This is a genomic window from Bradyrhizobium sp. SZCCHNGR1005, from assembly GCF_032489995.1.
Lineage (GTDB): Bacteria > Pseudomonadota > Alphaproteobacteria > Rhizobiales > Xanthobacteraceae > Bradyrhizobium.
In genome coordinates this window covers 1,326,287-1,349,209 of the sequence record NZ_JAUEZC010000002.1, presented here as the reverse complement: position 1 = coordinate 1,349,209, position 22,923 = coordinate 1,326,287, and the positions used below count along the sequence as shown (strand labels likewise).

Genomic DNA, 22,923 nt, shown 5'->3' with positions numbered 1-22,923 from the left:
GCACCGGCACCATGACACCGATGCGTGTATCGAGTTGTCGACACACGCGGACATGCGTTTCTCGATGAAGGCCTGCCATCCCTCAGGACAACAGGGGGGACCAGGCCGGGTCCGAGGCATAGCCCGGGGTGGGCACCTTCAATTCGTTGCGGCCGGAGATGTCGATCGAATACAGCGACGGGCCCGCATTGCCGCCGGGATCGCGGAAGAACATCAGCACGCGACCGTTCGGTGCAAAGGTCGGCCCCTCATTGTGGAAACCCGCCGTGAGGATGCGCTCACCCGAGCCGTCCGGCTTGATGACGCCGATCGCGAACTGGCCGCCGCCCTGCTTGGTGAAGGCGATGTAGTCGCCGCGTGGCGACCACACCGGCGTCGAGTAGGTGCCGTCGCCGAAGGAGATGCGCTGCGCGTTGCCGCCACCGGCCGGCATGACATAGATCTGCGGCTTGCCGCCGCGATCGGACTCGAAGCAGAGCTGGCTGCCATCGGGCGAGTAGCAAGGCGAAGTATCGATCGCCGGCGTATCGGTGAGCCGCGTGGTGGTGCGCGAGCGCAGATCCATCACGAACAGGTTGGAATTGCCGCCCTGCTGCAGGCTCATGATGATGCGCTGACCGTCCGGCGAGAAGCGCGGCGAGAACGACATGCCGGGGAAATTGCCGACGATCTCGCGCTGGCCGGTCTCGATATTGAACAGATAGACCTTCGGGTCGCCCTGCCCGAATTCCATGTAGGTGATTTCCTGGGTCGACGGCGAGAAGCGCGGCGTCAGCACGAGGTCGGCGCCGCGCGTCAGGTAGCGCACATTGGCGCCGTCCTGATCCATCAGCGCGAGCCGCTTGACGCGGCGCTCGGACGGGCCGCTCTCGTCGACGAACACGACACGGCTGTCGAAATAGCCCTTCTCGCCGGTCATCTGCGTATAGATCTGGTCGGAGATGATATGGGCGATGCGCCGCCAATATTCCGGCGCGGTGACATATTGCGCGCCCGTGAGCTGCTGCCCGGAATTGACGTCCCAGAGACGGAACTCGGCCTTGAGCCTTCCGTCCGATTGGCGAGTGGCCCGCCCGGTCACCAGTCCCTGGATGTTGAGAGGCTTCCAGCTCGCGAATTGCGGCGGCGCCTCGAAGTTGGTGATCCGTTCGACGAAAGCTGCGGGATCGACGGGCGCAAAAAGCCCGCTGCGCTTCAGGTTGTTGGTGATGACCTGCGAGATGCCGTTGGCGACATCGGCATCGCCCGGCCCGCCCGGCACGAAAGGCGGGATCGCGATCGGGATCGGCTTGAACTCGCCTCCCGGAACGATCGACAGTCGCCCTTGCGGCGCCTGCGCGAGCGCGGGTCCGATGCCAAGCGCCGCGCATGCGGCTCCCACGCCCGCCACCATTTGGCGCCGCGTGATCAGTCCGGCTTTACTCCTCGGAGGTGTGGTCAAGTTCGGCCTCGCATCGAATTCATCATTTTGAGGTTAAATGTCGTCGGTATCAGCTTCCAGTCGCTGTACCGGTCTTTCGGCAGAAATGCGTAGGGCTGACAATTCTCGACCGCGCGTTTGGCGCTCTCGGCCATCGCCAGTCCGACTGCCTTGGTCGGCGCTCTCATGCCGACGACCGTCGGAACAGCGGCGAGCGATCCGTCGGGGCGCATCTGAATGTCGATGTCGACCTCGATCTTGTCCTCATCCACGCCATTGAAGGGCGTATTGAAGCAGCGGCCGACCGCCTCCTGAAAAGCGATCTGCCAGCTCGCGACGTTTGCAGCAGCGTTGCCTGTGGCAGTACCGAGCGCTGCATTGGCATTCAATTCGGTGCCGGTGACCGCGCGTCGGGTCGGATCCTTCTGATTGATCGCCTCTGCGATCTTCTCGTAATCGAACTTGCGCTCGCTCTTGTGCTTCGGCGGCTCCGGCTGCGCGGCTTGCGCCTGCTGCTGCTTCGGCGGCTGCTTGGCCTTGTCCTTGTTCAGCATGCTCGCGATCTGATCGGGGTTGAACGGATCGGGCTTCTTGTCCTCCGGCTTCGGCTTGTCCTGCGCGACGGGCTTCGGCGGATCTGGTTTCTTCTCGACCACCGGCTTGGGCGGATCAGGCTTCTTCTCGACCGGCTTGGGTGGATCGGGCTTCTTTTCGACGGGTTTGTCCGGCTTGGGTTGCGGCGTCGGTGCGGAATCCGTCTCGGTCACCGGCTTGGAATCGACCTTGCCGACGATGTCATCGGACGGCTTGGACTCGCCGATCTTGTCCGCGAGCGGCTTCGGATGCTCCTTCTTGCCTTCACGCGAGCCGAGCTTCGACTTGGTGCTTTCCTCCGAGATCACGTCCACCGGTACGAGATCCTCGGGCGGCGGCACCATCGAGCGCGCCGAGAAGCTGAACAGACCCCAGCCGAGCACGAACAGATGCAGAAGCACGGAGAGCACCGTGCCCTTGCGCGTCCGCACAAAACTGACGAGGTCGGAAACCGTCATGAGCCCTGGTCCGGAATCACCACAATGCTGGCGCGGTAGCCGGCGTCACGCGCCATGCCCAGCACCTTCATCATGTCGGCATAGCAGGCGTCGCGATCGCCGCGGATCTTGACGACGTTCTCGCCGCCGGCATTGGCGTCCTTGATCGCCTTGATCTTCGGCTCGAGCTCGTTGAGCGCGATCTGGGTGTCGCCGAGATAGACGTCGACCTTGGACTGGCAGCCGCCGCTGGTCCGCTTCACGGTGACTTCGAGCGGCGGCTTGGCGTCCGCGGTCGAGGCGGAGCCGCCTTGCGCCTGCGGCAGGTCGACCTGGATGTTCACGGTCAGGAGTGGTGCTGCGACCATGAAGATGATCAGCAGCACCAGCATCACGTCGACCATGGGCGTGACGTTGATCTCCGCCATGACAGCCTTGTTGCGCCGGCCACGACGGCCACCGCCGCCGGACGCGCTTCCCATGCTCATGCCCATGTCGTGGCGCTCACCATCCGTGCCGCACTATACCCGTCCTCATCCCCGCTCGTCGATCTGACGCGACAGGATGGCGGAAAATTCATCCGCAAAGCCTTCGAGCCGCTGGGCCTGCCGGTTCACCTCCGATGTGAATTTATTGTAAAAAATGGTCGCGGGAATGGCGGCGATCAGGCCGATGGCGGTGGCAAACAGCGCCTCGGCGATGCCGGGCGCGACCACCGCGAGCGAGGTGTTCTTCGAGGCCGCAATCGACTGAAAGCTCGACATGATGCCCCAGACGGTGCCGAACAGGCCGACGAAGGGGCCGGCAGAACCGACCGTGGCGAGCACCAGCAGCCGGCGCTCCAACCGCTCCACCTCGCGCGTGATCGAGACGTTCATCACTTTTTCGATCCGCATCTGCAGCCCGCCGAAGGAGCGCGCATGGCCCTCGAAGGAGCGCTTCCATTCGCGCATCGCGGCCACGAAGCAGGCCGCCATCGAATGCGTCGGCTTGGCGGAGAGCGCGCGATAGAGTTCCTCGATCGATTCACCGGACCAGAACGCCTGTTCGAAGCGATCCATCGCCCGGCGCGTCCGCGAATAGAGAAAGACCTTGTCGATGGCGATCGCCCAGACCCAGACCGAGCAGGTGATGAGGCCAAGCATGACGCATTTCACCACCCAATGCGCCTGCCAGAACAGCGCGATCAGCGAGACGTCGCCCGAGACGACCGGGAGGGCGGACTGACCGACGTCGGCCGGATTCATTGGCAGTATCCTCTCAAGTGTCCAAGCCTTGATGTTCCAAATCTCGAACCTCAAAGCCTTGATCGTTCCAAATCCCGTGTTGCAAGCCCCGTCTTGCAAACGCGTGCTGCAGGTATTCCGGGAACAGGCAGCTGGCAGGTTTCATGGCCGCTGCCGTCGCGGCGGTAAAGCGCCTACGCGATGAAACCCTGTCTTGGTCGCTTGGGAGGCCCGCCGAAGCCTTCTGGCCTCCTTCTCCCGCCAAAATGTCAAAACAAGGGCTGCTTGCGCGACTTTACTCGGGGGTCACCAAACCCCGCCGGTGGTTAAGGCGGAGTTACCGCGCGTGCGTTTCAAGGGTGAAAGCTGAGGCAACGCAACCCGTTATAGTCACGGCGCGATCACAAGCTCGGCATCTGGGCGCGCAAGGCCGCGGCGCGACGCCGGCTTCACAGCCACCCATGCAAAACGCCCGCCTGCCGAGGCAGACGGGCGTCTTGTGAGCCGTCAGGTTTGGGGCTGGATCAACCTGAGGCGCGATGTCGCGGAGGTCGTCAGCCCTGCTGCGGCTGGTCGTTCGGCGGGGTCGGACGCTGGCGGTGCTGGGCCATGAAGGCGTCGAACTCCTCCTTGTCCTTGGCATGGCGCAGCCGGCTCAGGAATTCCTTGAATTCCTGCTGCTCCTCCTCGAGCCGCTGCAGCGTCTCCATGCGGTATTCATCGAAGGCGCGGTTGCCGCTCGAGGCCGGAGTGAAGCCGAAACCGAAGCCGCGGCGCTCCATCTTGTCGCGCATCCGCTCCATCTTCCACTGCATCCGTTCCATCTTGCTCTGCCAGCGATCGCCGCCGTTCCAGCACGCCATCTTTCTGCTCCCGAGTGTGAAAAAGAGAAGGGCAAGTCCGATCGGCCACCAAATGATGAAGCCGAGGATGGTCACAGCGATCCAGCCGGGATGCCAGGGCGACCCCATCATGTGGGGTCGCCGGTACTGGTCCTCGTCGGGGCCGCGCCATCGATTGACATCTGCGCTGTAGGCCATCTGCATCTCCATCACGGCGTCACGCCGCTGTGAATGTAAATAACATTTACATAGCTAGCTCAACCCGGGATTTTGTCAAGGCGACCACCTGACGCGCCGCCCGAATTATTTTTGAAAGATTATTTCGCCCGGCCCCACGGTCCCGACGGCCGCTCGTCCTCGGGCAGAGGAGGCGGCGCGGCGCGGCGATCGCCGGGGAAACCGAGGCCACGCAGATAGATCAGGAGTTCGGCTTCGAGCAGCTCCTCCGGCGACATCGGCAGCTTGCGGCGCGCCGCATCGCCGCGCCCGAACAGCGAGGCGATGCCATGGGCCATCGACCAGATGTGCAGCGCCATCATCATTGCGGGCGGACGCGGGATGCCCGCCGGCGCCAATGCCGTAAGCCGTTCCGCGGCCGCGCGCAGAACGCCGAATGCACGCTCGCCGGCAGCCATGAGGCCGGGCGTGGAATCGGCCGGCACACCGGATTCGAACATCGCCGAATAGAAGGCCGGCTCCTCGCGCGCGAAGGCGAGGTAAGCCTTGCCGACCCGCTCGAATGCGGTGACCGGATCGGGCCGCCCGTCGTCCCAGGCCGCCGTGAGCTGGCTCTCGAACTGCTCGAAGCCGCGCTGGGCGATGCTGGTCAGGAGCTCGTCGCGGTCGCGGAAATGGCGATAGGGCGCAGCGGGGCTGACGCCCGCCATCCGCGCGGCGTCGGCAAAGGTGAAGCCGGCGGCGCCCTTCTGCGCGATCAGGTCGAGCGCCGCCTGCAGCAGCGCCTCCTTGAGGTTGCCGTGATGATAGCCGCGCTCGGCGCGGCGCTCTTCCTTGCGCCAGCTCATGTGAATGGCTTTTACATGAGCGGAACGGCCGGAGGCCAGAAACTTTCACACGGAGATGTCCCGCGCTTAAGCGACAGCGGGGTGAACAGCCGACAGGGCGCGATCTCCAACACCGGAGGCCGTGGACTCCCCTCCCCCTTGCGGGGAGGGGTTGGGGGCGGGGGTCCACACCGGACACTGTGGATGGAGTACCCCCTCCCCGACCCTCCCCCGCAAGGGGGGAGGGAACGCACCGCCCGCGCCGCACGATGGGAGCCTCTCCAGAGCCACTCTGTCCTAACCGCCGGGGATCGGCAGCACCGGCATGATCTCGACCCGCTCGCCCGGGAAGATCGCAAAATGAGGATGGTTCTCGAACATCTTCGCCGCTGCCTCATGCGAGGCGGCGCGAACCGTCGTGAACGCACCCATCTCGTTGCTGATGTCGGCGATCCCGTCCTTGGCGACCCGCTTGGTCTTGCCGAGCGGACCGCCCATGCCGACGATCGCGTCCTTGTGCTTGTCGACCCAGGTGTGCCAGGCGGCCATGCCCTGCTGCTCTTTCGCCTTCCGATCGGTTTCGGACAGCGCCTCCCAGGCCTTCCATTGCGGACTGGTCCTGCTGCCAAGAAACACGGCGAGATAGGTGTTGCTGTTGTCGCTCATCGGTTCTTCCCTCTGCTTGTTCGATCTGCTGGATTAACAACGGCCGGCGCGCGGCAGATCGTCGAACCCGGCCGCGGCCTTCTGCACGTCTTCGGAAAAATCCGTCAGTTCCTGGACCTGGCGGATCTCGATGATCTCGTCGTCGGAGGCCGGGCATTTCGTGGCCCATGCGATCGCCTCGTCCCGCGAGGCGACCTCGATCATCCAATAGCCGCCGAGCACCTCCTTGGCTTCGGCGAACGGACCGTCGGTCACCACCGGCTTGCCGGCGGCAAAGGAGACCCGCGCGCCCATCGACAGCGGATGCAGCCCGTCCAGCGTGATCAGCACGCCGGCATCCTGCAGATCCTGGTTGTAGCGCATCATCGCAGTGACCCGCTCCGGATCGAGCTTCACGTCCGGTGGCGCATTCTCATAGCCGAGCGGAATCATCAGCATCATGAATCGCATCTTTGCCTGCTCCTCTCCTGGATCGTCCTGTCCGATCAGCCGTTGGCGGCCCTCGCGCGCAGCCGTTCCTCCTGGGCACGCAGTTCCGGCGTCAGGGCCTCGCCGAAATCCTCCGCCGCATAGACCTGCCGAATCTCGATCTCGCCGCTCGGGAACGGCGCCCGCTTCATCTGCTCGATCACCTCGTCGAGCGACATGGCCTTGAGGATCCAGAAGCCCGCGGTCAGATCGCGCGAGAGTTCGAACGGTCCTCGCGTCACCTGGACTTGATCGCCCGAGAAATCGATCCGTGCGCCCTTGGCGGTCGGATGCAGCCCCTCGCCGGCTTCCATCATGCCCGCCTTCACCAGTTCTTCGTTGAACCTGCCCATCGCCGCAAACTCCTCGGTGCTCGGCAAGATGCCGGCTTCCGAATCCTTGGTGGCTTTCACGATCACCATGAACCGCATCGTCGCTCTCCCCGGTCCGCTGCCGCCGGGATCACCCCGGCCTCACCACAAAGACGAACCGGCCCTTACGGCACCGACATCGGGGAGGAAATTATTTCGGAGGTCATTGCGTCGCAGGCTGGCCCGCGTTCCCGCCCCGCGTGAGCGACATGGCCCCTCCTAGAGCTGCGGAACGTAGTTCAGGATCACGAGAAGACATATTTCGGCGCCGAATTCATGAAGTCCGCGATCTCGCCGCTCGCGGTCGGCCTGTAGCCGGCCATCAGCTCATAAGTGACGCGACCGAACAGAAGCCCACCGGCCCCGTGCAATTGCCTGAGCGAGAGCCGTTCGAGCTCCTCACCGCAGACGTCATTGTGCCAGGTGATGTCGCGTCCCGGTCCTTCCACGAATCCGTCCAACGTCATCAGGTCCCACATGATCAACCTGGCCAACCCGTCGCCTTCCCATACCGCTTGCATTTTGCAACTGGTTGTAGACTGCCGAAACCGATGCAATATTGCAAGCGGTTTTTACCTCGACGAAGCCTGACTGGAATGCCCCTGACTGGAATGCCCAATGACCGACGCACAACGCTCCGGCTGCCCGATCAATCTTTCGCTGGAAGTGCTCGGCGACAAATGGAGCCTTCTGATCATCCGCGACATCATGTTCGGCAACCGCCGGCATTTTCGCGAGCTGCTCGGCAAGTCCGAAGAAGGCATCTCATCCAACATCCTGGCCGACCGCCTGAAGACGCTGCTCGAGGCCGGCATCATCACGCGCGAGGATGACCCGACGCATAAGCAAAAGGGGATCTATTCGCTGACCGAGCAGGGCATCGAGCTGTTGCCGGTCCTCGCGCAGATGGCCGGCTGGGGTTATAAGTATCTGCCGGTCACCGAAGAGCTCGGCATCCGCGCCAAGCTCCTGACCGAGGGCGGCCCGAAGCTGTGGGCCGAGTTAATGGACGAGCTGCGCGAGATTCACCTGGGCCGCAAACCGAGGCGCAAAACCGGCCCGAGCGTCGGCGAGCGCCTGCAAGCCGCTTATGAGCAAGCCGGCTATGAGAAGGTGCTGGCGAAGAAGAAGGCCAAGGGGTGAGGACTATCAGAGCGAAACTGAATTTGATCGGACATGAGGGGCCGCAGATATCAGACAATGCCGTCATTGCGAGCGAAGCGACATGTTCGCCGAAGCTCAAAGAGCGAAGGCGGAAGCAATCCAGACTTGAGGCCAGGACCATTTCTGGATTGCTTCGTCGTCTGCGCTCCTCGCAATGACGGAGAGAGATGGGCGCCTTGCGCAGATTGCCCGTCGTGCCAACATGTCGCATGCTGTTCGCCTTGTCATGTCGGGCAAATCAGAACGATGTTTGGTGCGTCCCGTGCTCATGAGAGGGGCGCTTCGCGATCGTCACGAACGTTGAGCGCGGGATGCGGTGGCCGTCCTCATATCCGGCGCTATTGCGCAAGACGACTGATATGGCGGCGGACGCGAAATCGCGTGGTCCTGGCATCCCGGTGCTGGTGTCAAGTTGGCGACGATGCTGCGCATCGCGCCGATGACGGGGGCAAGAACGCCGGTCCCCGAGGAGAGCGCGTATAAGCGTTAAAACCATCGCGCAGGGAAGGCCGGTGTGCGGCCATACCTGTGGTGACTGCCGCCTGCTTTCTTTGTTGCAGGCGGGCCATGGGTGTTGGCTAAACACTCGGCCTTCCCTGCGCCCTCGCTATCTTGAGGGCGATTGACGTGGCAAAGCTCGGACGCAAATCGCGCCGCGAGAAGGCGGTCGTTCATCTCGATGCAGCTTCGCTGCAGCGGCCGCCCGGACCTTGTGCTAGGATCGCGCCAGATGGCGCCGGAAGACCCGGCCGGAGTAGCTGACAGCGATGACGTCTTCCGAAAAAGTAGCCCTCGTCACCGGAGCCGCGCGCGGCATCGGGCTTGCGACCGCCAAGCGCTTCCTCCGCGAGGGCTGGCGGGTGGCATTGCTCGACATCGAGGAGCAATTGCTCCAGGACGCAGCAACACAACTCGAACGTCCTGATGCGGCCTTGGCGCTGCATTGCGACGTTGCGGACCCGGCGATGGTGACTCGCGCCTTCGTGCGGCTGGCTCGACGTTTCGGCCGGCTCGACGCGCTGGTCAACAATGCCGGGATCGCCCAATTCGCGCCGCTGATGGAGACCTCGGACGACGACTGGCATCGCATATTGGCGGTCAATCTGACCGGCCCGTTTCTCTGCACCAAGGCCGCTGTGCCGCTGCTGCGCGAACAGGGCGGCACGATCGTCAATATCACGTCGATCTCTGCGGTGCGCGCCTCCACCCTGCGCTCGGCCTACGGCACCAGCAAGGCCGGGCTCGCGCATCTCACCAAGCAGCTCGCCGTCGAGCTCGCGTCCGCCGGCATCCGCGTCAACGCGGTCGCGCCGGGCCCCGTGGACACCGCGATGGCCAAGGCCGTGCATACGCCCGATATCCGTGCCGGATATCACGACGCCATTCCGCTCAACCGCTACGGCCTTGAAGAGGAATTGGCGGAGGCTATTTTCTTCCTGAGCTGCGACCGCTCCAGTTACATCACCGGCCAGGTTCTCGCCGTGGACGGCGGGTTCGATGCCGCCGGGATCGGCTTGCCGGCCTTGCGAGGCGGGGGACAGAACGGATGAGATCATGTTCAGCTGGACCCGCATCATCCTGACCCTCGTTCTTGCGGTCGCACTATGGGCCATCGCCTCGGTGCTGGCGCGGGCCGACGTCCGCATCCTCGCCAGCCCCGGCGGAGAGGTCGGGCCGTTTCTCGACCTGTTCGAAAAGGTGCGCGATTCCGGCGAGCGCGTCGTGATCGACGGCCCGTGCCTGTCGGCCTGCACGCTGGTCCTGAGCGTGGTGCCGCAGAACCGCATTTGCGTGACCCGCCGTGCCGTGCTCGGCTTTCACGCCGCGCGCTCGGTCGATCCCCGCGGCCACACCTTCTCCGAGCCCGAGGCATCGAAGATCGTGCTCAAGGCTTATCCGAACGCAGTCCGCGCCTGGATCGAACGCCGCGGCGGATTGACGTCGCGGCTTCTGTTGCTGCGCGGACGCGAGCTGAAGGCGATATACCCGACGTGCCGCTAACGCGATCAGTAGCCTTCGGCCGGGCAGTTGATCATCCAGGGGATGCCGAAGCGATCAAAGCCCATGCCGAAACCCTTCGACCAGAAGGTCTTGCCGAACGGCATCGTGACCGAGCCGCCTTCCACCAGGCTTGCGAATTTCTGCTCGGCTTCCACAGGATCCTTGACGGTCAGCGACACCGCGAAACCCTGCGGCTTCTGGAAATATTCCGGCGGCACATCGGAGGCCATCAGCACCTGGCCATCGATCGTGATCGAGCCGTGCATGATCTTGTCCTTGCGCTCGGGTGGATACGGCATCTCGGGCGGTGCGTCCGCGTTGCGGAACAGCGCCTGGACTTTGGCGCCGAGCACCTTCTCGTAATGTTTGAACGCTTCTTCGCAGTTGCCATCGAAGTTCAGATAGGGATTGAGCATCGCTTCCTCCTTGGTGAACTCGTTCAATCGTCAGCGCTGCCACGGCAGCAGCGCGCGGAGATGCCGGTCGCGGAGCCAAAGGCCGCCCCACACCATCAGCCCAAGATAGAGCCCGAACAGCACATGGCTGAACAGCGGGCTGCCGATGCGGACATGCGCAGCGATGGCGCCGCCAAGATACCCGGTGAGCAGGATGGCTCCCACCATCGAGGTCGGGGGGATCGCGTACAGCACTGTACAGGCGATCGTGATGACGCCGAGCGATCGCGCCATCGCCTCGCTGGAGCCATAACCTATCCGCTCCATCGTTTCTGTGACAACAGACAATGGCAACAGCTTGATCGCGCCGTCGAACAGCATGAACAGGATGACCAGGCCGCTGAGAACCCGGCCGCTCCACAATTCGGCTTTCGAAACCGGCTGATCCAGCGTGACCGTCGACATGTTCCGCTCCATCGTGCTGCTTTGTTCCTAGGACGAACGGGGATGGCGACGGACGACAGCTCGGGCGAGAAATTTATCTCAGAGCCGCAGCCCTGCGCGCATGCCAGGGCGGGTTCACCGGCCGGCCGTGGCCTGCTCCTGCGCGCAGTCGCGCATCAGGCGGTCGAGCTGCATGCGGATATGGGCGGCTTCGGCCGGGCTGTGCGCCAGCGCGATGGCGCGATCGAACGACGTTCGCGCCTCCTGATTGCGTCCAAGCTGCATCAAGAGCGCGCCGCGGACGCCGTAGAAATAGAAGTAGTTCTGCAGCCGTTCGGCCAGAGGCTCGATCATCTCGAGCGCCGCTTGCGGACCGCGAGCCTTCGACACGGCAACGGCGCGATTGAGCGTCACCACCGGCGAGGGCTGCACCAGTTCCAGCGCGCCGTAAAGCAGGTCGATCTGGGCCCATTCGGTTTGCTCCGGCGTCGCGGCCTGGGCATGCAGGGCCGCGATCGCAGCTTGAATCAAGTATGGCCCGCTGCGGTGATGACGCATGGCCTTGTCGATCAGGGCCATGCCCTCCGCGATCATCGGCTGGTTCCACAACGAGCGATCCTGATCCTCCAGCAGGATCAGCGTGCCGTCGGCTGCGAACCGCGCGGCCGAGCGCGCATGCTGCAGCAACAGCAGCGCCATCAGCCCCATGATCTCCGGCTCGCTCGGAAACAGCCGCAGCAACAGCCGCGCCAGCCGGATCGCCTCTTCGCAGAGCGGCCTGCGGATGTCGGCCGTCTCTCCGCTCACCGTGTAGCCTTCGTTGAAGATCAGATAGATCATCGCCGCAACGGCCGCGAGCCGCTCGCTGCGCTCGATGGGGCCCGGCGTCTCGAACGGCACATTGGCCTGCGCCACGCGCGCTTTCGCCCGCGTGATCCGCTGCTCCATGGCCGCCTCGCCGACCAGGAAGGCGCGAGCGATCTGCTTCACCGTGAGGCCGGAGACCACGCGCAGCGCCAGCGCAATCTGCTGGGTCGCCGGCAGCTCCTTGTGGCAGCAGATGAACAGGAGCCGCAGGATGTCGTCGCGGTAGTGCGAACCATCGAGCCGTTCGGCGAGCTCGGCTTCCGCATCGTCGAGATCGGAGATCGCCTCATCGGCCGGCAGCGGCTGCTGCCGCCGGCCGCGCCGGACCTCATCGATGGCCGCGTTGCGGCCGACCATGATCAGCCACGCAGCCGGATCGCGCGGCGGCCCGTGTTCCGGCCAGCTCTTCAGCGCGCGCAGGCACGCGTTCTGAAAGGCCTCCTCCGCCGTATCCAGATCGCGGAAATAGCGCAACAACGCGCCGACGGCCTGGGGACGCGCCGATGTTAGTGCCGCATCGATCCAGGCCGTGTCGGTCATTTCAGGACACCTCCCGGCGCAAACATGCCGACCGGACGGATCTCGTAGGCGCCGCCGGGATTGGCCTGCCCGAGCTCGCGCGCGACCTCGAGCGCCTCGTCGAGGTTCTTGCAGTCGATGATATAGAAGCCGAGCAGCTGCTCCTTGGTTTCGGCATAAGGACCGTCGATCACCAGCGGCGGATCCTCCTTGCGCAAGGTCGCAGCCGCCGTGGTCGGCAACAGCCGCGCCACCGGCCCGAGCCGGCCCTGCTTGGCGAGCTTCTCTTGCACCACGGCGAGCTTGGCCATGACCGCGGCGTCCTGCTCCTTGCTCCAGGAGCCGACGAAATCCTCGTCGTGATAGCAAAGCAGGGCATACAGCATCTGAAGGCGTCTCCATTTGTTCTTAAGACGGTGCAGTATGCCTTCAGCCGACACATCAGCGAAGAAATTTTGCCGGGTTCCCTGCGGAAAGCGGTCGCGCGCCGCGGTCGGACCCGTCACCGATTTTTCCACACACCAAGAAGGACGATAGGATGAGCAAAGGCGCGCTGGCGCTTCTGATCCACGGCGGCACCGACAATTGGTCGCCGCAGCGCTGGAAAACACGTTTCGACGAGGTCTGCGGCGACCGCCACGTCGTGCTGCTGCCCGATGCCGGTCTCGATCCGGCCGAGGTGCACTACGCCGCGGTGTGGAAGCCCGTTCCCGGCGAGCTGGCCGCCTTTCCGAACCTGCGCGTGATCTTCAATCTCGGCGCCGGCGTCGACGCGCTGATGGCCGACACGACATTGCCGGCTGTGCCGCTGGTCCGGGTTGCGGTCGATGACCTGACCGCGCGCATGACCGAATATGTCGCGCTGCATGTGCTGATGCATCATCGCCAGGAGCTGTACTTGCGGGACTCACAGCGCGTGAAGCGCTGGGCGCCCCACTATCAATGGCCGGCCTCTGCGATCGGCGTCGGCATCATGGGGCTCGGCACACTCGGCGCCGACGCGGCCGATGTCTTGAAGCGGCTCGGCTTCCGCGTGGCCGGCTGGAGCCGCAGCGCAAAGCGGATCGATGGCATCGACTGTTTCCATGGCGCGGAGCAGCTCGATGGGTTTCTTTCGCGAACCGACATTCTGGTATCGCTGCTGCCGCTGACGCCGGACACGCGGCACATTCTGAACCGCAGCCTGTTTGAAAAGCTCAACCGCGCCAGCCCGCTCGGCGCACCGGTCCTGATCAATGCCGGCCGCGGCGGCCTGCAGAATGAGGACGATATCCTCGCCTGCCTCGACGACGGCACGCTTGGCGCCGTCTCGCTCGACGTGTTCGCGCAGGAGCCGCTGCCCGCCGGCAGCCGCTTCTGGACCCATCCCAAGGTGGTGCTGACGCCGCACAACGCGGCCGATACCGATGCCGACGCCATCTCGCGCTACGTCGCCGAGCAGATCGCGCGCTTCGAAGCCGGCAACGCGCTGCAGAATGTGGTGGATCGGACGCGGGGATACTGATGTCCATCGAGGCTTACCGATGCCCATGATCATCGTCCCCGCGAAAGCGGGGACCCATAACCACAGTCCATCATGATGGCGCGAGCTGGTCGTTGCAGTCGCATCCCACAGCGACATCGCGCGGTCTGGGTCCCGGCGTTCGCCGGAACGACAGGCTGGCTAGCCCTTGCCCAGCATCACGTCGATCGCCCCCTTCACGATCGCGTCCAGCTCCTTGCGCGGCGCGCCGGCACGAGCGCGGACGGCGAGCGTGTGGATCGTCGCCGAGGCAAGCTGCGCCAGCACGACCGGATCGGCGCGCTCGGGCAGCTCACCCTTCTCCAGGGCACTGCGAAAGCAAACGGTGAAAGCCTTGTCGAGCTCACTCAGCGCATCCTGCACCATCGCCCGGATAGCAGGATCGGCCACCGCCTCCGAGCCTGCCGTCATCACCGTGAAGCAGCCGCGCGGCCCCTCCTCGCCCGACAAATAGATATCGAGGGCGCTGGCATAGATGCGTTCGAGCTGCTTTCGCACCGGCCAGTCGTTGCGGAAGATCTCCGCCATTTTGGCACGGGCCTCGTCGCGATAGCGCTGATAGCTCTTCATATAGAGCTCGCGCTTGTCGCCGAAGGCGCCGTAGAGGCTCGGCCGGTTCATCCCGGTCGCGGCGGAGAGATCATCAAGCGAAGTCGCGGCGAAGCCGCTCTGCCGAAACAGATCCAGCGCCTTGCCAAGCGCGACGTCCGGCTCATAGGCGCGCGGCCGGCCGCGGCGCTTCGTGGCGACGGGCTCGCTTGGCGGAGCCGGATCGGAGCCACCTTTTCTTTTTTGTACCATATCGCAATAAATTCCTTGACGACATCCATATTATGCAGAACAGTATAAAAATCAATAACAGCTCCGGTCTGGAGCTTATGGAGGCGTCCATGGATCTCTATTTCTCGCCACTCGCCTGCTCGCTCGCCACCCGCATCGCGCTTTATGAGGCCGGCGCGCCTGCGAGCTTCATCGAGGTCGATCCGAAGACCAAGGTCGTGCTGAAGGATGGATCGAATTTCCGCGCCATCAATCCGCTCGGTCTGGTCCCAACCCTGCGCACCGATGACGGTCAGGTGCTCACCGAGAATGCGGCGATCCTGCAATATGTCGCCGATCATTTCCCCGACGCTCATCTTGGCACCTCGCCCGGCATGGATCGCAGCCGACTGCATCAGTGGCTCTGCTTCATCGGCACCGAGCTGCACAAGGGCCTGTTCATTCCGATGCTGGACAAGACCGCGCCGGAGGAGATGAAGGCGCATGTGTTGAAGAAGAACCTCTCGCGCCTCGATTATCTCGAGACCTATCTGAAAGGGCGCGACTATTTGCTTGACCATTTCAGCGTGGCCGACGCTTATCTGGTGACGGTGATCAACTGGACCATGGCGACGCCGCCGATCGAGCTGGCAAAATGGCCGGCCGTGAAAGCCTATTACGAGCGGCTGCGCGCGCGGCCATCGATCGCGAAGGCGATCGCCGAGGAGTTCGAGCTGTACAAGGCCGAGATCGCCCGCCACAAGGCAGCGGCCTGAATGATGTCGATCGCGCCGCCCCGACTTTTGCCGCGGCGGCGCGGATCGTCAGAACGGGTCTTCGTTCAGGCCCGGCACGTCGGCCGGCCGCGGCCCCGGCGCAGCCCAGTGAAAGCGGCGATCCGCCTCGGCGATCGCGATGTCGTTGATGCTGGCCTCGCGCCGCTGCATCAGGCCTTGCACATCGAATTCCCACTGCTCGTTGCCGTAGGAGCGATGCCACTGCCCGTCGGCATCGTGCCACTCGTATTGAAAGCGCACCGCGATGCGGTTGCCGTCGAAGGCCCAGAGGTCCTTGATCAGGCGGTAGTCCAGCTCCTTCTGCCATTTGCGGGTCAGGAACGCGACGATGGCCGGCCGCCCCTGAAGAAACTCGCTGCGATTGCGCCAGCGGCTGTCCTCGGTATAGGCCAGCGAAACCCGCTCCGGATCGCGCGAATTCCAGGCGTCTTCCGCCATCCGGACTTTCTGGATCGCAGTCTCTTTCGTGAACGGCGGAAATGGCGGGCGCGACATCGGGACCTCGTGATCGTCAGCCGAAGGAGCCGGCACTCTAGCGCCGAAGCGGTGCGAGTCGATGGCGCATTTCTGATCGCACCATTGCTAAATGATATCGGCCTTCAAGAGCTCGCGCAGCGCCTTCGGAATCGGATGCGCCCGTCCCTCGCTGATGAAGGCGACCCGCACCTCGGCTTTGACCAGAACCTCATCGACGCGGCGGACCTCCTGCGCCAGGGTGATGGAAGCGCCCTTCACCGCGACCGGCCAGGTCACGATGTCGAGCACGTCGTCCATCCGCGCCGGCTTGAGATAGTCGAGTGCCATCGAACGCACGACGAAGGCAAATCCCGGCGCCTCGCTTTCGGCCTGTGCAAACAGCGCGTGCTGCTCCGCGCCCATCAGCCGCAGGTGATTGGTGCGCCCGCGCTCCATGAAGCGCAGATAGTTGGCGTGATAGACGATGCCGGAAAAGTCCGTATCTTCGTAGTAGACGCGCACCTGCATATGATGACGGCCGTCGCGGATCTCGCCGTCAAGATGAGAATATGTCACCGGATGCCCTCGGTTGCCGAGCAAAGGCTCGTTTTGCGCAAATCGAGCGGCAAGCGCAAGCGCTGGGACGCGCTAGGACACGGTGTCCGGCGGAGTGCCACCGACCGTCACCTGGACGATCTCCGGCGGCACGCCGATGCGAACCGGCATGATGCTGCAACCGAGCCCTCCGGACACGACCACGTCGCAGGCCATCTGCGTGTGGCCGTAGGCGAGCTTGTTGCCGTAGCGGGAGGGGACGATCGGCGCCCAGCCGAGCAGCCTCACCTGGCCGCCATGTGTGTGACCCGACAGCTGCAACGAAACCCGCTGCGGCACGTGCGCGGCAATGTCCGGCTCGTGGGCGAGCAGGACGATCGGCGCATCGTCGGTCACCTTCCTGAGCGTGGTTGCGAGATCGTCGACGCCGATCCGGTTCACGGGACGAAAGCGGCGTGCCGGCATGTAGGCCAATTGATCGCCGAGGCCAGCAAGCCAGAACGGTTGGCCGTCCTTGACGAGCCGCACGGCATCGTTCTCGTAGACGGGAATTCCAATCGCTTCCAGCGCGCGCCGTGCGACCGTCGGTCCGCGGCCGGCGCGCTGCACCTCGTGATCGTCCCAATAATCATGATTGCCGAGGATGGCGTGAACGCCAAGCGGCGCCTTCAGGCCGGCCAGTACGGAGGCCCATGCGGGCGCTTCGATACGCTGGATGATGTGCCGATGACCGGCGACATAATCGCCGAGCATGACGATGATGTCCGGGTGCAGCGAGTTGGTGCGCGCGACGATCTCCTCGATGTGAGCCAGCGACATCCAGGGATCGCAGGCATGGAGGTCGGCGATCGCGGCGATCTTGAGCTGCAGGCGCTCGGGCCAGCGTGCCGGCTGGACGTGATAGTCCGCGACCTGCAGCCGGACCAGGGGTTCGACACCGACGCCATAGGCCGTCGTGGAAACTCCGGAGGCCGCGAACGCACCGGAGAATTGCAGGAAACGTCGACGTGTCAGCATGACTTATGAACCATGATCCCTGCGCGATCTTGTGCGCAGGGATTAAAGCCGATTTTGGGTGCGCTTTTGCAGATTCTCAGCAGTTTCGTTAATCATCCGCATCACTGCCGAACAATCCGAACTGCGCCGGATCGCGGTTGGGCTCGGCGAGGCCAAGATGCCGGAACGCGTGCGAGGTGAGCAGCCGGCCGCGCGGCGTCCTTTGCAGATAACCGCATTGGATCAGGTAAGGCTCGATGATGTCCTCGATCGCATCGCGCGGCTCGGACAGCGCGGCCGCCATGGTCTCGACGCCGACCGGACCGCCGCCATAGTTCAGCGCGATGGTCGAAAGATAGCGGCGGTCCATGGCGTCGAGCCCGGCGGCGTCGACCTCCAGCGCGCTCAGTGCATGGTCCGCAATGGCGCGATCGATCGCATCGGCATTGGCGGCGGACGCGAAATCCCGGACACGGCGGAGCAGCCGGCCGGCGATACGCGGGGTGCCGCGGGCACGGCGGGCGATCTCGTTGGCGCCATCGGCCGTCATGCCGACTTCCAGCACGCGGGCGCCGCGGGTGACGATCCTTTCCAGCTCCTCGACGGTGTAGAAGTTGAGCCGGATCGGAATGCCGAAGCGATCGCGCAACGGATTGGTCAGAAGCCCGGCGCGGGTGGTGGCGCCGACCAGCGTGAATTTCGCCAGATCGATCTTCACCGAGCGCGCAGCCGGACCTTCGCCGATGATGAGATCGAGTTGGAAGTCCTCCATCGCGGGATAGAGCACCTCCTCCACCGCGGGGCTCAACCGATGGATCTCGTCGATGAACAACACGTCGCGCTCTTCGAGATTGGTGAGCAGCGCGGCGAGATCACCGGCTTTTGCGATCACTGGGCCCGAAGTTGCACGAAAGCCGACGCCGAGCTCGCGCGCGACGATCTGCGCCAGCGTGGTCTTGCCGAGACCCGGCGGACCGACGAACAACACATGGTCCAGCGCCTCGCCGCGCTTGCGCGCGGCTTCGATGAAAATCGAAAGATTGGCCCGCGCCTGCTGCTGCCCGACGAATTCCGACAATTGCTGCGGGCGCAGCGCGGTGTCCCCGACATCGTCGGAGCGGCGCTCCGGGCTGACCATGCGGGCGGGCGGCTTCATTCGCTGCCGCGCTTGTACTTGTTGGGCAGAAGCTCTCCGATGCTCGTCACCTTCGGCTCGCGACCCTGGTCAGGCACGATCACGCGCGCCTTGGCGTCATAGTCATGGATCAGCTCGCGACAGATACCGCAGGGCGACACCACCGCGATCTTGCCGGGCTCGTCCGGCTTGGGATGGCGCACGGCGACGATGGTCTCGATACCGTGATCGCCATGTTCGGTAATGGCGCGGCCGATCGCGATCGCCTCGGCGCAGACCGCGATGCGGCCGATATAGGCGTCGATATTGACGCCGGTAACGATGCGGCCGTCGCGGGTGCGCATCGCCGCGCCCACTTCCTGCCAGTCGTTGCGATAGCGGTCGCTGATCACGGAGGTCGCGGCGTCGATCAGTTCCTGGTCTTCCTTACTCAGCATGATCGGGATCAAGTCCTTCATCGGTCGGCACTGGCCGACGATAGCCTATTTTGCGAGCTCTTTGAGACCGAGCCGGATCAATTGCGCCGTCTCGGCTTTGTCACCTGCCGTTCGGGTCGCCGCCGCGATCGCAGCCGCGGCCTGCGGCTGGCCGTAGCCGAGATTGATCAGGGCCGAAATCGCGTCCGCGACCGGCTGGGGCGCCCGCGCCTCGTCCAAGGCGCCGGACAGGTGGACCACGGCCGGATCGACGCTGGCAAGCTGCGGCGCCTTGTCCTTCAGTTCGGTCACGATGCGCTCGGCCACTTTGGGGCCGACGCCCGGCGTGCGCGCCACCGCCGCCTTGTCGCGCAACGCGATCGCATTGGCGAGGTCGGCCAGCGGCAAGGTCCCGAGCACGGCCAGCGCGACCTTGGCGCCCACGCCCTGGACCGTCTGCAGCAGGCGAAACCATTCGCGCTCGGCGTCGGTCCTGAAACCGAACAGCTTGATCTGATCCTCGCGGACATAGGTCTCGATCGAGAGCACCGCCGCCTCACCGGGCGATGGCAGCGCCTGCAAGGTGCGCGTCGAGCAATGCACCTGATAGCCGACGCCGCCGACATCGAGGATCACGAAATCCTCGCTATAGGAGTCGATCAGGCCCTTCAGCTTGCCGATCATAACCCCGCCACCTTCCTTCGCAGCGCCGCGCCCTGGCGATGGTGGGCGTGCGTGATCGCGATCGCCAGTGCATCGGCTGCGTCAGCCGAAGGCGGATCGGCCTTGGGCAGCAGCAGCTTCAACATCACGGCGACCTGGTTCTTGTCGGCATGGCCGGCGCCGACCACGGTCTTCTTCACCTGGTTCGGCGCATATTCGGAGACAGTGATGCCGTACATTGCCGGCGCCAGCATGGCGATGCCGCGCGCCTGCCCAAGCTTCAACGTGGCGACGCCATCCTTGTTGACGAAAGTCTGCTCGACGGCCGCTTCCATCGGACTGAACTCGCCGAGCACGCGGGCAAGTCCCTCATGGATCGCAAGCAATCGGCCCGCCAGCGGCAGATCGTCAGGAGGCTCGACAGAGCCGCAGCCGATGAAGACCAGACGATTGCCCTCGCTCTCGATCACGCCCCAGCCGGTCCGGCGGAGGCCGGGATCGATGCCGAGAATACGAACGGGTGAGCGAATCGGCTGGACGGTCATGCTGTAGTGATAGCGTCCGTCCGCCTGAAGCGAAACATAAACAGAACGGATGACGGCCGGTGTGCGCCCTTGGTCAACAGAACGCTAACCGCCCATCTTGGCCATCAGGGCGTCCGAGATGTCGAAGTTCGCATAGACGTTCTGAACGTCGTCATGCTCGTTCAAGAGATCCATCAGCTTGAGCAGCTTTTCGCCGGTCTCGTCGTCGACGGCGACCGTATTCTGCGGCTTCCAGGTCAGCGCCGCCTTGCGCGGCTCGCCGAACTTGGCCTCCAGGTTCTTGGCGACCTCGCGGAAGTTCTCCGGGGAGGCATAGACCTCGTGGCCGCCTTCGCTCGACACAACGTCGTCGGCTCCGGCCTCGATCGCTGCATCCAGCATAGCATCGTCGGAGGCGACACTGGAATCGTATTCGATGATCCCGACCCGGTCGAACATGAAGGACACCGAGCCGGTTTCGCCGAGGTTGCCGCCGGATTTGGTGAAATAGGAGCGGATGTCCGAGGCGGCGCGGTTGCGGTTGTCGGTCAGCGCTTCGACGATGACGGCGACGCCGCCGGGTCCATAGCCCTCATAGCGGATCTCTTCGTAATTCTCGCCCTCGCCGCCGAGCGCCTTCTTGATCGCACGCTCGATATTGTCCTTCGGCATGTTCTCGGCCCGCGCATCCACGATGGCGGCGCGCAGGCGGGGGTTCATGGCCGGATCCGGCGTGCCGAGCTTGGCCGCGACGGTGATTTCGCGGGCCAGCTTGCCGAACAGTTTGGACTTCATCGCATCCTGCCGGCCCTTGCGATGCATGATGTTCTTGAATTGGGAATGGCCGGCCATGCGAAGTCTCTTCGGAATCGTCTGGGGAATTGGGGGAGCGCGGCCTTATAGGCCGGCGATGATCAAAATCAAAGATGGTAGTGCAGAGGTATTTTAGTAGAGCTTCTCTGAAGCCATTGTTAACCATCAGATGCAAGGATGGATCCTCAGCCGTCAATGCATACAAGAGAGCCCCGATGCCGTTCGCGTGGTTCGGAAGAGGCGCGCCGAAGCGCGCTGCACCGGTGGAGGAAATCATGGCACCGCCGGCAGCCCCAGCGCTGGACTCGCGTGGCCAGGCTGAGGCCGAATCGGCCAAGGCAATCCTCGAACTCCTGGAGCTGGAACTCGGCGGCATGATCCGCCAGCTCGAACGCGCCGCAAATTCGGTGGCGAGCGGCGCCGAGGCCACCGCCAGCACCCTCGCCGATATCCGCACGCGCGCCGATGCACTGACCCGACGCAGCAGCGCCGCGCAAGGGACCGCGGCAACTTTCGCTGAAGCCGCGGAGAAGGTCACCCGGTCGGCGCACGACATCGGCACCCAGGTCCGCGGCGCCGGCGCGCTCGCCGATCAGGCGAGCGCTGCCGCCCGGGAAGCCAGGGCCAATGTCGACCGCCTGCGGGAGTCCTCGGCTGCGATCGGCAATGTCGTCAACCTGATCGCGCAGATCGCCCGCCAGACCACGCTGCTGGCGCTCAACTCCACCATCGAGGCGGCCCGTGCCGGCGAAGCGGGCCGCGGTTTTGCCGTGGTCGCCACCGAGGTCAAGGCGCTGGCGGTGCAGACGCAGAATGCGACGGAGGAGATCACCAAGAAGATCGAGGCACTGCAGAAGGACGCGAACGGCTCGGCCGACGCCGTGCACCGGATCGCGCAGGCCATCGAGGCGATCCGCCCGGTATTTGCCAATGTCGACGGCGCAGTCGCCGAGCAGAACCAGACCACCGGCGAGATCTCCGACAACGCCACCCGGGCCTCGGGCTTCATCGCCTCCGTGGTCGACAGCGCATCCGAGATCGAGGGGGCGACCAAGCAGGCCGAAAGCTACGGCGAGCGCGTCAGCAGCGCGGGCAAGGCCGTCACCATGTATGCGCAGAAACTGAAGGCCCGCGCTGCGGTGCTGCTGCGCCAAGGGCAAGGCGAGGACAAGCTGTCGAGCCAGCGCTTGCCCTGCCATCGAGCGCTTCGGCGGAGTCTTGGAAGACGTGGGTCCCTGCACACTGCGTATCACCGAGCAGACCAAGGCCGGCGCGCAGGCGCGGTTCGAGGCGAACACGCCCGATCTGCGCGAAAAGGTCGAAGACAAGCTGTGGGCGCTCCGCGAGGAGAACAACGAATTCGTCGCGCGCGCGATGGAGGCCGGGACCGAGCTGACCAGGATGTTCGAGAGCGCGGTCGCCCGCGGCGAGCTCTCGATGGATGACATGTTCGACGCCGACTATGTCGAAATCCCCGGCACCAACCCGCAGCAGCACCGCACCAGGATTCTCGACTGGGCCGACCGCGCCTTGCCGCCGTTCCAGGAAACCTTCCTGGCCAAGGACCCGCGAATGGTGTTTTGCGTTGCCATCGACCGCAACGGCTATCTGCCGGTCCACAACAAGATCTATTCGCATCCGCAGCGGCCGGGCGACGTCGCCTTCAACACCGCCAACAGCCGCAACCGCCGCATCTTCAACGATGCCGCCGGCCTCGCCGCCGGCCGCAACGAGCGGCCTTATCTGATTCAGAGCTACGCGCGCGACATGGGCAACGGCAACACCGTGATGATGCGCGAGATCGACGTGCCGATCCGTGTCCGTGGCCGCCATTGGGGCGGCTTCCGGACGGCTTACAAATTATGAGTG

At 64.4% G+C, this 22,923-nt stretch carries 28 protein-coding genes and 1 pseudogene; 6 read left to right on the top strand and 23 right to left on the bottom strand.

Translation table 11 applies throughout. The features are described 5' to 3' along the window. Positions 1–82 precede the first annotated feature (82 nt). The 10 genes from tolB to QXZ85_RS12245 all read right to left on the bottom strand — a co-directional run bounded on the left by tolB (position 83) and on the right by QXZ85_RS12245 (position 7,522). Positions 83–1,393 carry a Tol-Pal system beta propeller repeat protein TolB gene (tolB, locus tag QXZ85_RS12290; protein WP_315767738.1) on the bottom strand — a complete coding sequence of 437 codons (1,311 nt, stop codon included), beginning with the start codon at positions 1,391–1,393 and terminating at the stop codon, positions 83–85. 44 nt (positions 1,394–1,437) lie between these two features. After that, complete coding sequence (locus QXZ85_RS12285; protein ID WP_315767505.1) at positions 1,438–2,472, bottom strand: protein TolA; 1,035 nt, start codon at positions 2,470–2,472, stop codon at positions 1,438–1,440. Further along, complete coding sequence (locus tag QXZ85_RS12280; protein WP_315701596.1) at positions 2,469–2,945, bottom strand: biopolymer transporter ExbD; 477 nt, start codon at positions 2,943–2,945, stop codon at positions 2,469–2,471. Before QXZ85_RS12280 ends, QXZ85_RS12285 begins: the two co-directional genes overlap by 4 nt. A 39-nt stretch (positions 2,946–2,984) precedes the next feature. Next, complete coding sequence (gene tolQ / locus QXZ85_RS12275) at positions 2,985–3,698, bottom strand: protein TolQ (RefSeq protein WP_315701597.1); 714 nt, start codon at positions 3,696–3,698, stop codon at positions 2,985–2,987. Between the two features lie 533 nt (positions 3,699–4,231). Beyond that, on the bottom strand, positions 4,232–4,717 hold the full coding sequence (locus tag QXZ85_RS12270; RefSeq protein WP_315767506.1) for a DUF2852 domain-containing protein: 486 nt from the start codon (positions 4,715–4,717) through the stop codon (positions 4,232–4,234). A gap of 119 nt (positions 4,718–4,836) precedes the next feature. Further along, on the bottom strand, positions 4,837–5,544 hold the full coding sequence (locus QXZ85_RS12265) for a TetR/AcrR family transcriptional regulator (protein ID WP_315701600.1): 708 nt from the start codon (positions 5,542–5,544) through the stop codon (positions 4,837–4,839). 276 nt (positions 5,545–5,820) lie between these two features. After that, positions 5,821–6,189, bottom strand: coding sequence for a hypothetical protein (locus QXZ85_RS12260; protein ID WP_315701602.1), 369 nt, complete (start codon positions 6,187–6,189; stop codon positions 5,821–5,823). A gap of 33 nt (positions 6,190–6,222) precedes the next feature. Continuing rightward, positions 6,223–6,639, bottom strand: a complete 417-nt coding sequence (locus QXZ85_RS12255; RefSeq protein ID WP_315701604.1) for a YciI family protein — start codon at positions 6,637–6,639, stop codon at positions 6,223–6,225. 35 nt (positions 6,640–6,674) lie between these two features. Then, positions 6,675–7,088 (bottom strand): YciI family protein, encoded by a 414-nt coding sequence (locus QXZ85_RS12250; protein WP_315701605.1) that lies wholly within the window; start codon positions 7,086–7,088, stop codon positions 6,675–6,677. Between the two features lie 185 nt (positions 7,089–7,273). Further along, positions 7,274–7,522, bottom strand: a complete 249-nt coding sequence (locus tag QXZ85_RS12245; protein ID WP_315763129.1) for a hypothetical protein — start codon at positions 7,520–7,522, stop codon at positions 7,274–7,276. A 124-nt stretch (positions 7,523–7,646) separates the two neighbouring features. Here QXZ85_RS12245 and QXZ85_RS12240 point away from each other — a divergent pair, with 124 nt between their 5' ends. The 3 genes from QXZ85_RS12240 to QXZ85_RS12230 all read left to right on the top strand — a co-directional run bounded on the left by QXZ85_RS12240 (position 7,647) and on the right by QXZ85_RS12230 (position 10,193). Then, positions 7,647–8,171 (top strand): helix-turn-helix domain-containing protein, encoded by a 525-nt coding sequence (locus QXZ85_RS12240; RefSeq protein WP_315701607.1) that lies wholly within the window; start codon positions 7,647–7,649, stop codon positions 8,169–8,171. Positions 8,172–8,959: 788 nt separating this feature from the next. Then, positions 8,960–9,742: an SDR family oxidoreductase gene (locus QXZ85_RS12235; RefSeq protein WP_315701609.1), complete on the top strand. Its 783-nt coding sequence runs from the start codon at positions 8,960–8,962 to the stop codon at positions 9,740–9,742. A gap of 4 nt (positions 9,743–9,746) precedes the next feature. Next, entirely contained in the window at positions 9,747–10,193 is a 447-nt protein-coding gene (locus QXZ85_RS12230; protein WP_315701610.1) for a hypothetical protein, read from the top strand. Positions 10,194–10,198: 5 nt separating this feature from the next. On the opposite strand, the gene QXZ85_RS12225 is transcribed toward QXZ85_RS12230, so the two are convergent. From QXZ85_RS12225 to QXZ85_RS12210, 4 genes are all read right to left on the bottom strand, one after another. After that, positions 10,199–10,609 (bottom strand): VOC family protein, encoded by a 411-nt coding sequence (locus QXZ85_RS12225; protein ID WP_315703102.1) that lies wholly within the window; start codon positions 10,607–10,609, stop codon positions 10,199–10,201. Between the two features lie 30 nt (positions 10,610–10,639). Next, positions 10,640–11,053: a DoxX family protein gene (locus tag QXZ85_RS12220; protein WP_315701611.1), complete on the bottom strand. Its 414-nt coding sequence runs from the start codon at positions 11,051–11,053 to the stop codon at positions 10,640–10,642. A 114-nt stretch (positions 11,054–11,167) separates the two neighbouring features. Next, positions 11,168–12,439: an RNA polymerase sigma factor gene (locus tag QXZ85_RS12215; RefSeq protein WP_315767507.1), complete on the bottom strand. Its 1,272-nt coding sequence runs from the start codon at positions 12,437–12,439 to the stop codon at positions 11,168–11,170. Then, positions 12,436–12,804, bottom strand: coding sequence for a YciI family protein (locus tag QXZ85_RS12210; RefSeq protein ID WP_315701613.1), 369 nt, complete (start codon positions 12,802–12,804; stop codon positions 12,436–12,438). The genes QXZ85_RS12215 and QXZ85_RS12210 overlap by 4 nt, the downstream gene beginning before the upstream one ends. Before the next feature lie 152 nt (positions 12,805–12,956). Here QXZ85_RS12210 and QXZ85_RS12205 point away from each other — a divergent pair, with 152 nt between their 5' ends. Beyond that, on the top strand, positions 12,957–13,922 hold the full coding sequence (locus QXZ85_RS12205; RefSeq protein ID WP_315701615.1) for a glyoxylate/hydroxypyruvate reductase A: 966 nt from the start codon (positions 12,957–12,959) through the stop codon (positions 13,920–13,922). 159 nt (positions 13,923–14,081) lie between these two features. Here QXZ85_RS12205 and QXZ85_RS12200 read toward each other — a convergent pair whose 3' ends face one another. Then, positions 14,082–14,741, bottom strand: coding sequence for a TetR/AcrR family transcriptional regulator (locus QXZ85_RS12200; RefSeq protein ID WP_315763137.1), 660 nt, complete (start codon positions 14,739–14,741; stop codon positions 14,082–14,084). Positions 14,742–14,830: 89 nt separating this feature from the next. Here QXZ85_RS12200 and QXZ85_RS12195 point away from each other — a divergent pair, with 89 nt between their 5' ends. After that, positions 14,831–15,475 carry a glutathione binding-like protein gene (locus tag QXZ85_RS12195; RefSeq protein WP_315730143.1) on the top strand — a complete coding sequence of 215 codons (645 nt, stop codon included), beginning with the start codon at positions 14,831–14,833 and terminating at the stop codon, positions 15,473–15,475. 48 nt (positions 15,476–15,523) lie between these two features. Here QXZ85_RS12195 and QXZ85_RS12190 read toward each other — a convergent pair whose 3' ends face one another. The 8 genes from QXZ85_RS12190 to QXZ85_RS12155 form a co-directional block, all read right to left on the bottom strand. Next, positions 15,524–15,991 (bottom strand): nuclear transport factor 2 family protein, encoded by a 468-nt coding sequence (locus QXZ85_RS12190; protein WP_315730144.1) that lies wholly within the window; start codon positions 15,989–15,991, stop codon positions 15,524–15,526. 87 nt (positions 15,992–16,078) lie between these two features. Further along, entirely contained in the window at positions 16,079–16,528 is a 450-nt protein-coding gene (gene ybgC / locus QXZ85_RS12185) for a tol-pal system-associated acyl-CoA thioesterase (protein WP_315701622.1), read from the bottom strand. 72 nt (positions 16,529–16,600) lie between these two features. Next, on the bottom strand, positions 16,601–17,524 hold the full coding sequence (locus QXZ85_RS12180; RefSeq protein WP_315730145.1) for a metallophosphoesterase: 924 nt from the start codon (positions 17,522–17,524) through the stop codon (positions 16,601–16,603). An 88-nt stretch (positions 17,525–17,612) separates the two neighbouring features. Continuing rightward, positions 17,613–18,659: a Holliday junction branch migration DNA helicase RuvB gene (ruvB, locus tag QXZ85_RS12175; protein WP_315701626.1), complete on the bottom strand. Its 1,047-nt coding sequence runs from the start codon at positions 18,657–18,659 to the stop codon at positions 17,613–17,615. Beyond that, entirely contained in the window at positions 18,656–19,075 is a 420-nt protein-coding gene (locus tag QXZ85_RS12170) for a cytidine deaminase (protein ID WP_315701628.1), read from the bottom strand. Before QXZ85_RS12170 ends, ruvB begins: the two co-directional genes overlap by 4 nt. A 45-nt stretch (positions 19,076–19,120) precedes the next feature. Continuing rightward, positions 19,121–19,738 carry a Holliday junction branch migration protein RuvA gene (gene ruvA, locus QXZ85_RS12165; protein WP_315701629.1) on the bottom strand — a complete coding sequence of 206 codons (618 nt, stop codon included), beginning with the start codon at positions 19,736–19,738 and terminating at the stop codon, positions 19,121–19,123. Continuing rightward, on the bottom strand, positions 19,735–20,262 hold the full coding sequence (ruvC, locus tag QXZ85_RS12160) for a crossover junction endodeoxyribonuclease RuvC (protein ID WP_315701630.1): 528 nt from the start codon (positions 20,260–20,262) through the stop codon (positions 19,735–19,737). The genes ruvA and ruvC overlap by 4 nt, the downstream gene beginning before the upstream one ends. Positions 20,263–20,346: 84 nt before the next feature. After that, positions 20,347–21,093 (bottom strand): YebC/PmpR family DNA-binding transcriptional regulator, encoded by a 747-nt coding sequence (locus QXZ85_RS12155; protein WP_315701631.1) that lies wholly within the window; start codon positions 21,091–21,093, stop codon positions 20,347–20,349. A 236-nt stretch (positions 21,094–21,329) separates the two neighbouring features. Between QXZ85_RS12155 and QXZ85_RS12150 the strand changes: the two are divergent. Next, positions 21,330–22,920, top strand: a pseudogene (locus tag QXZ85_RS12150) (methyl-accepting chemotaxis protein). The last annotated feature ends 3 nt before the right edge of the window (positions 22,921–22,923 follow it).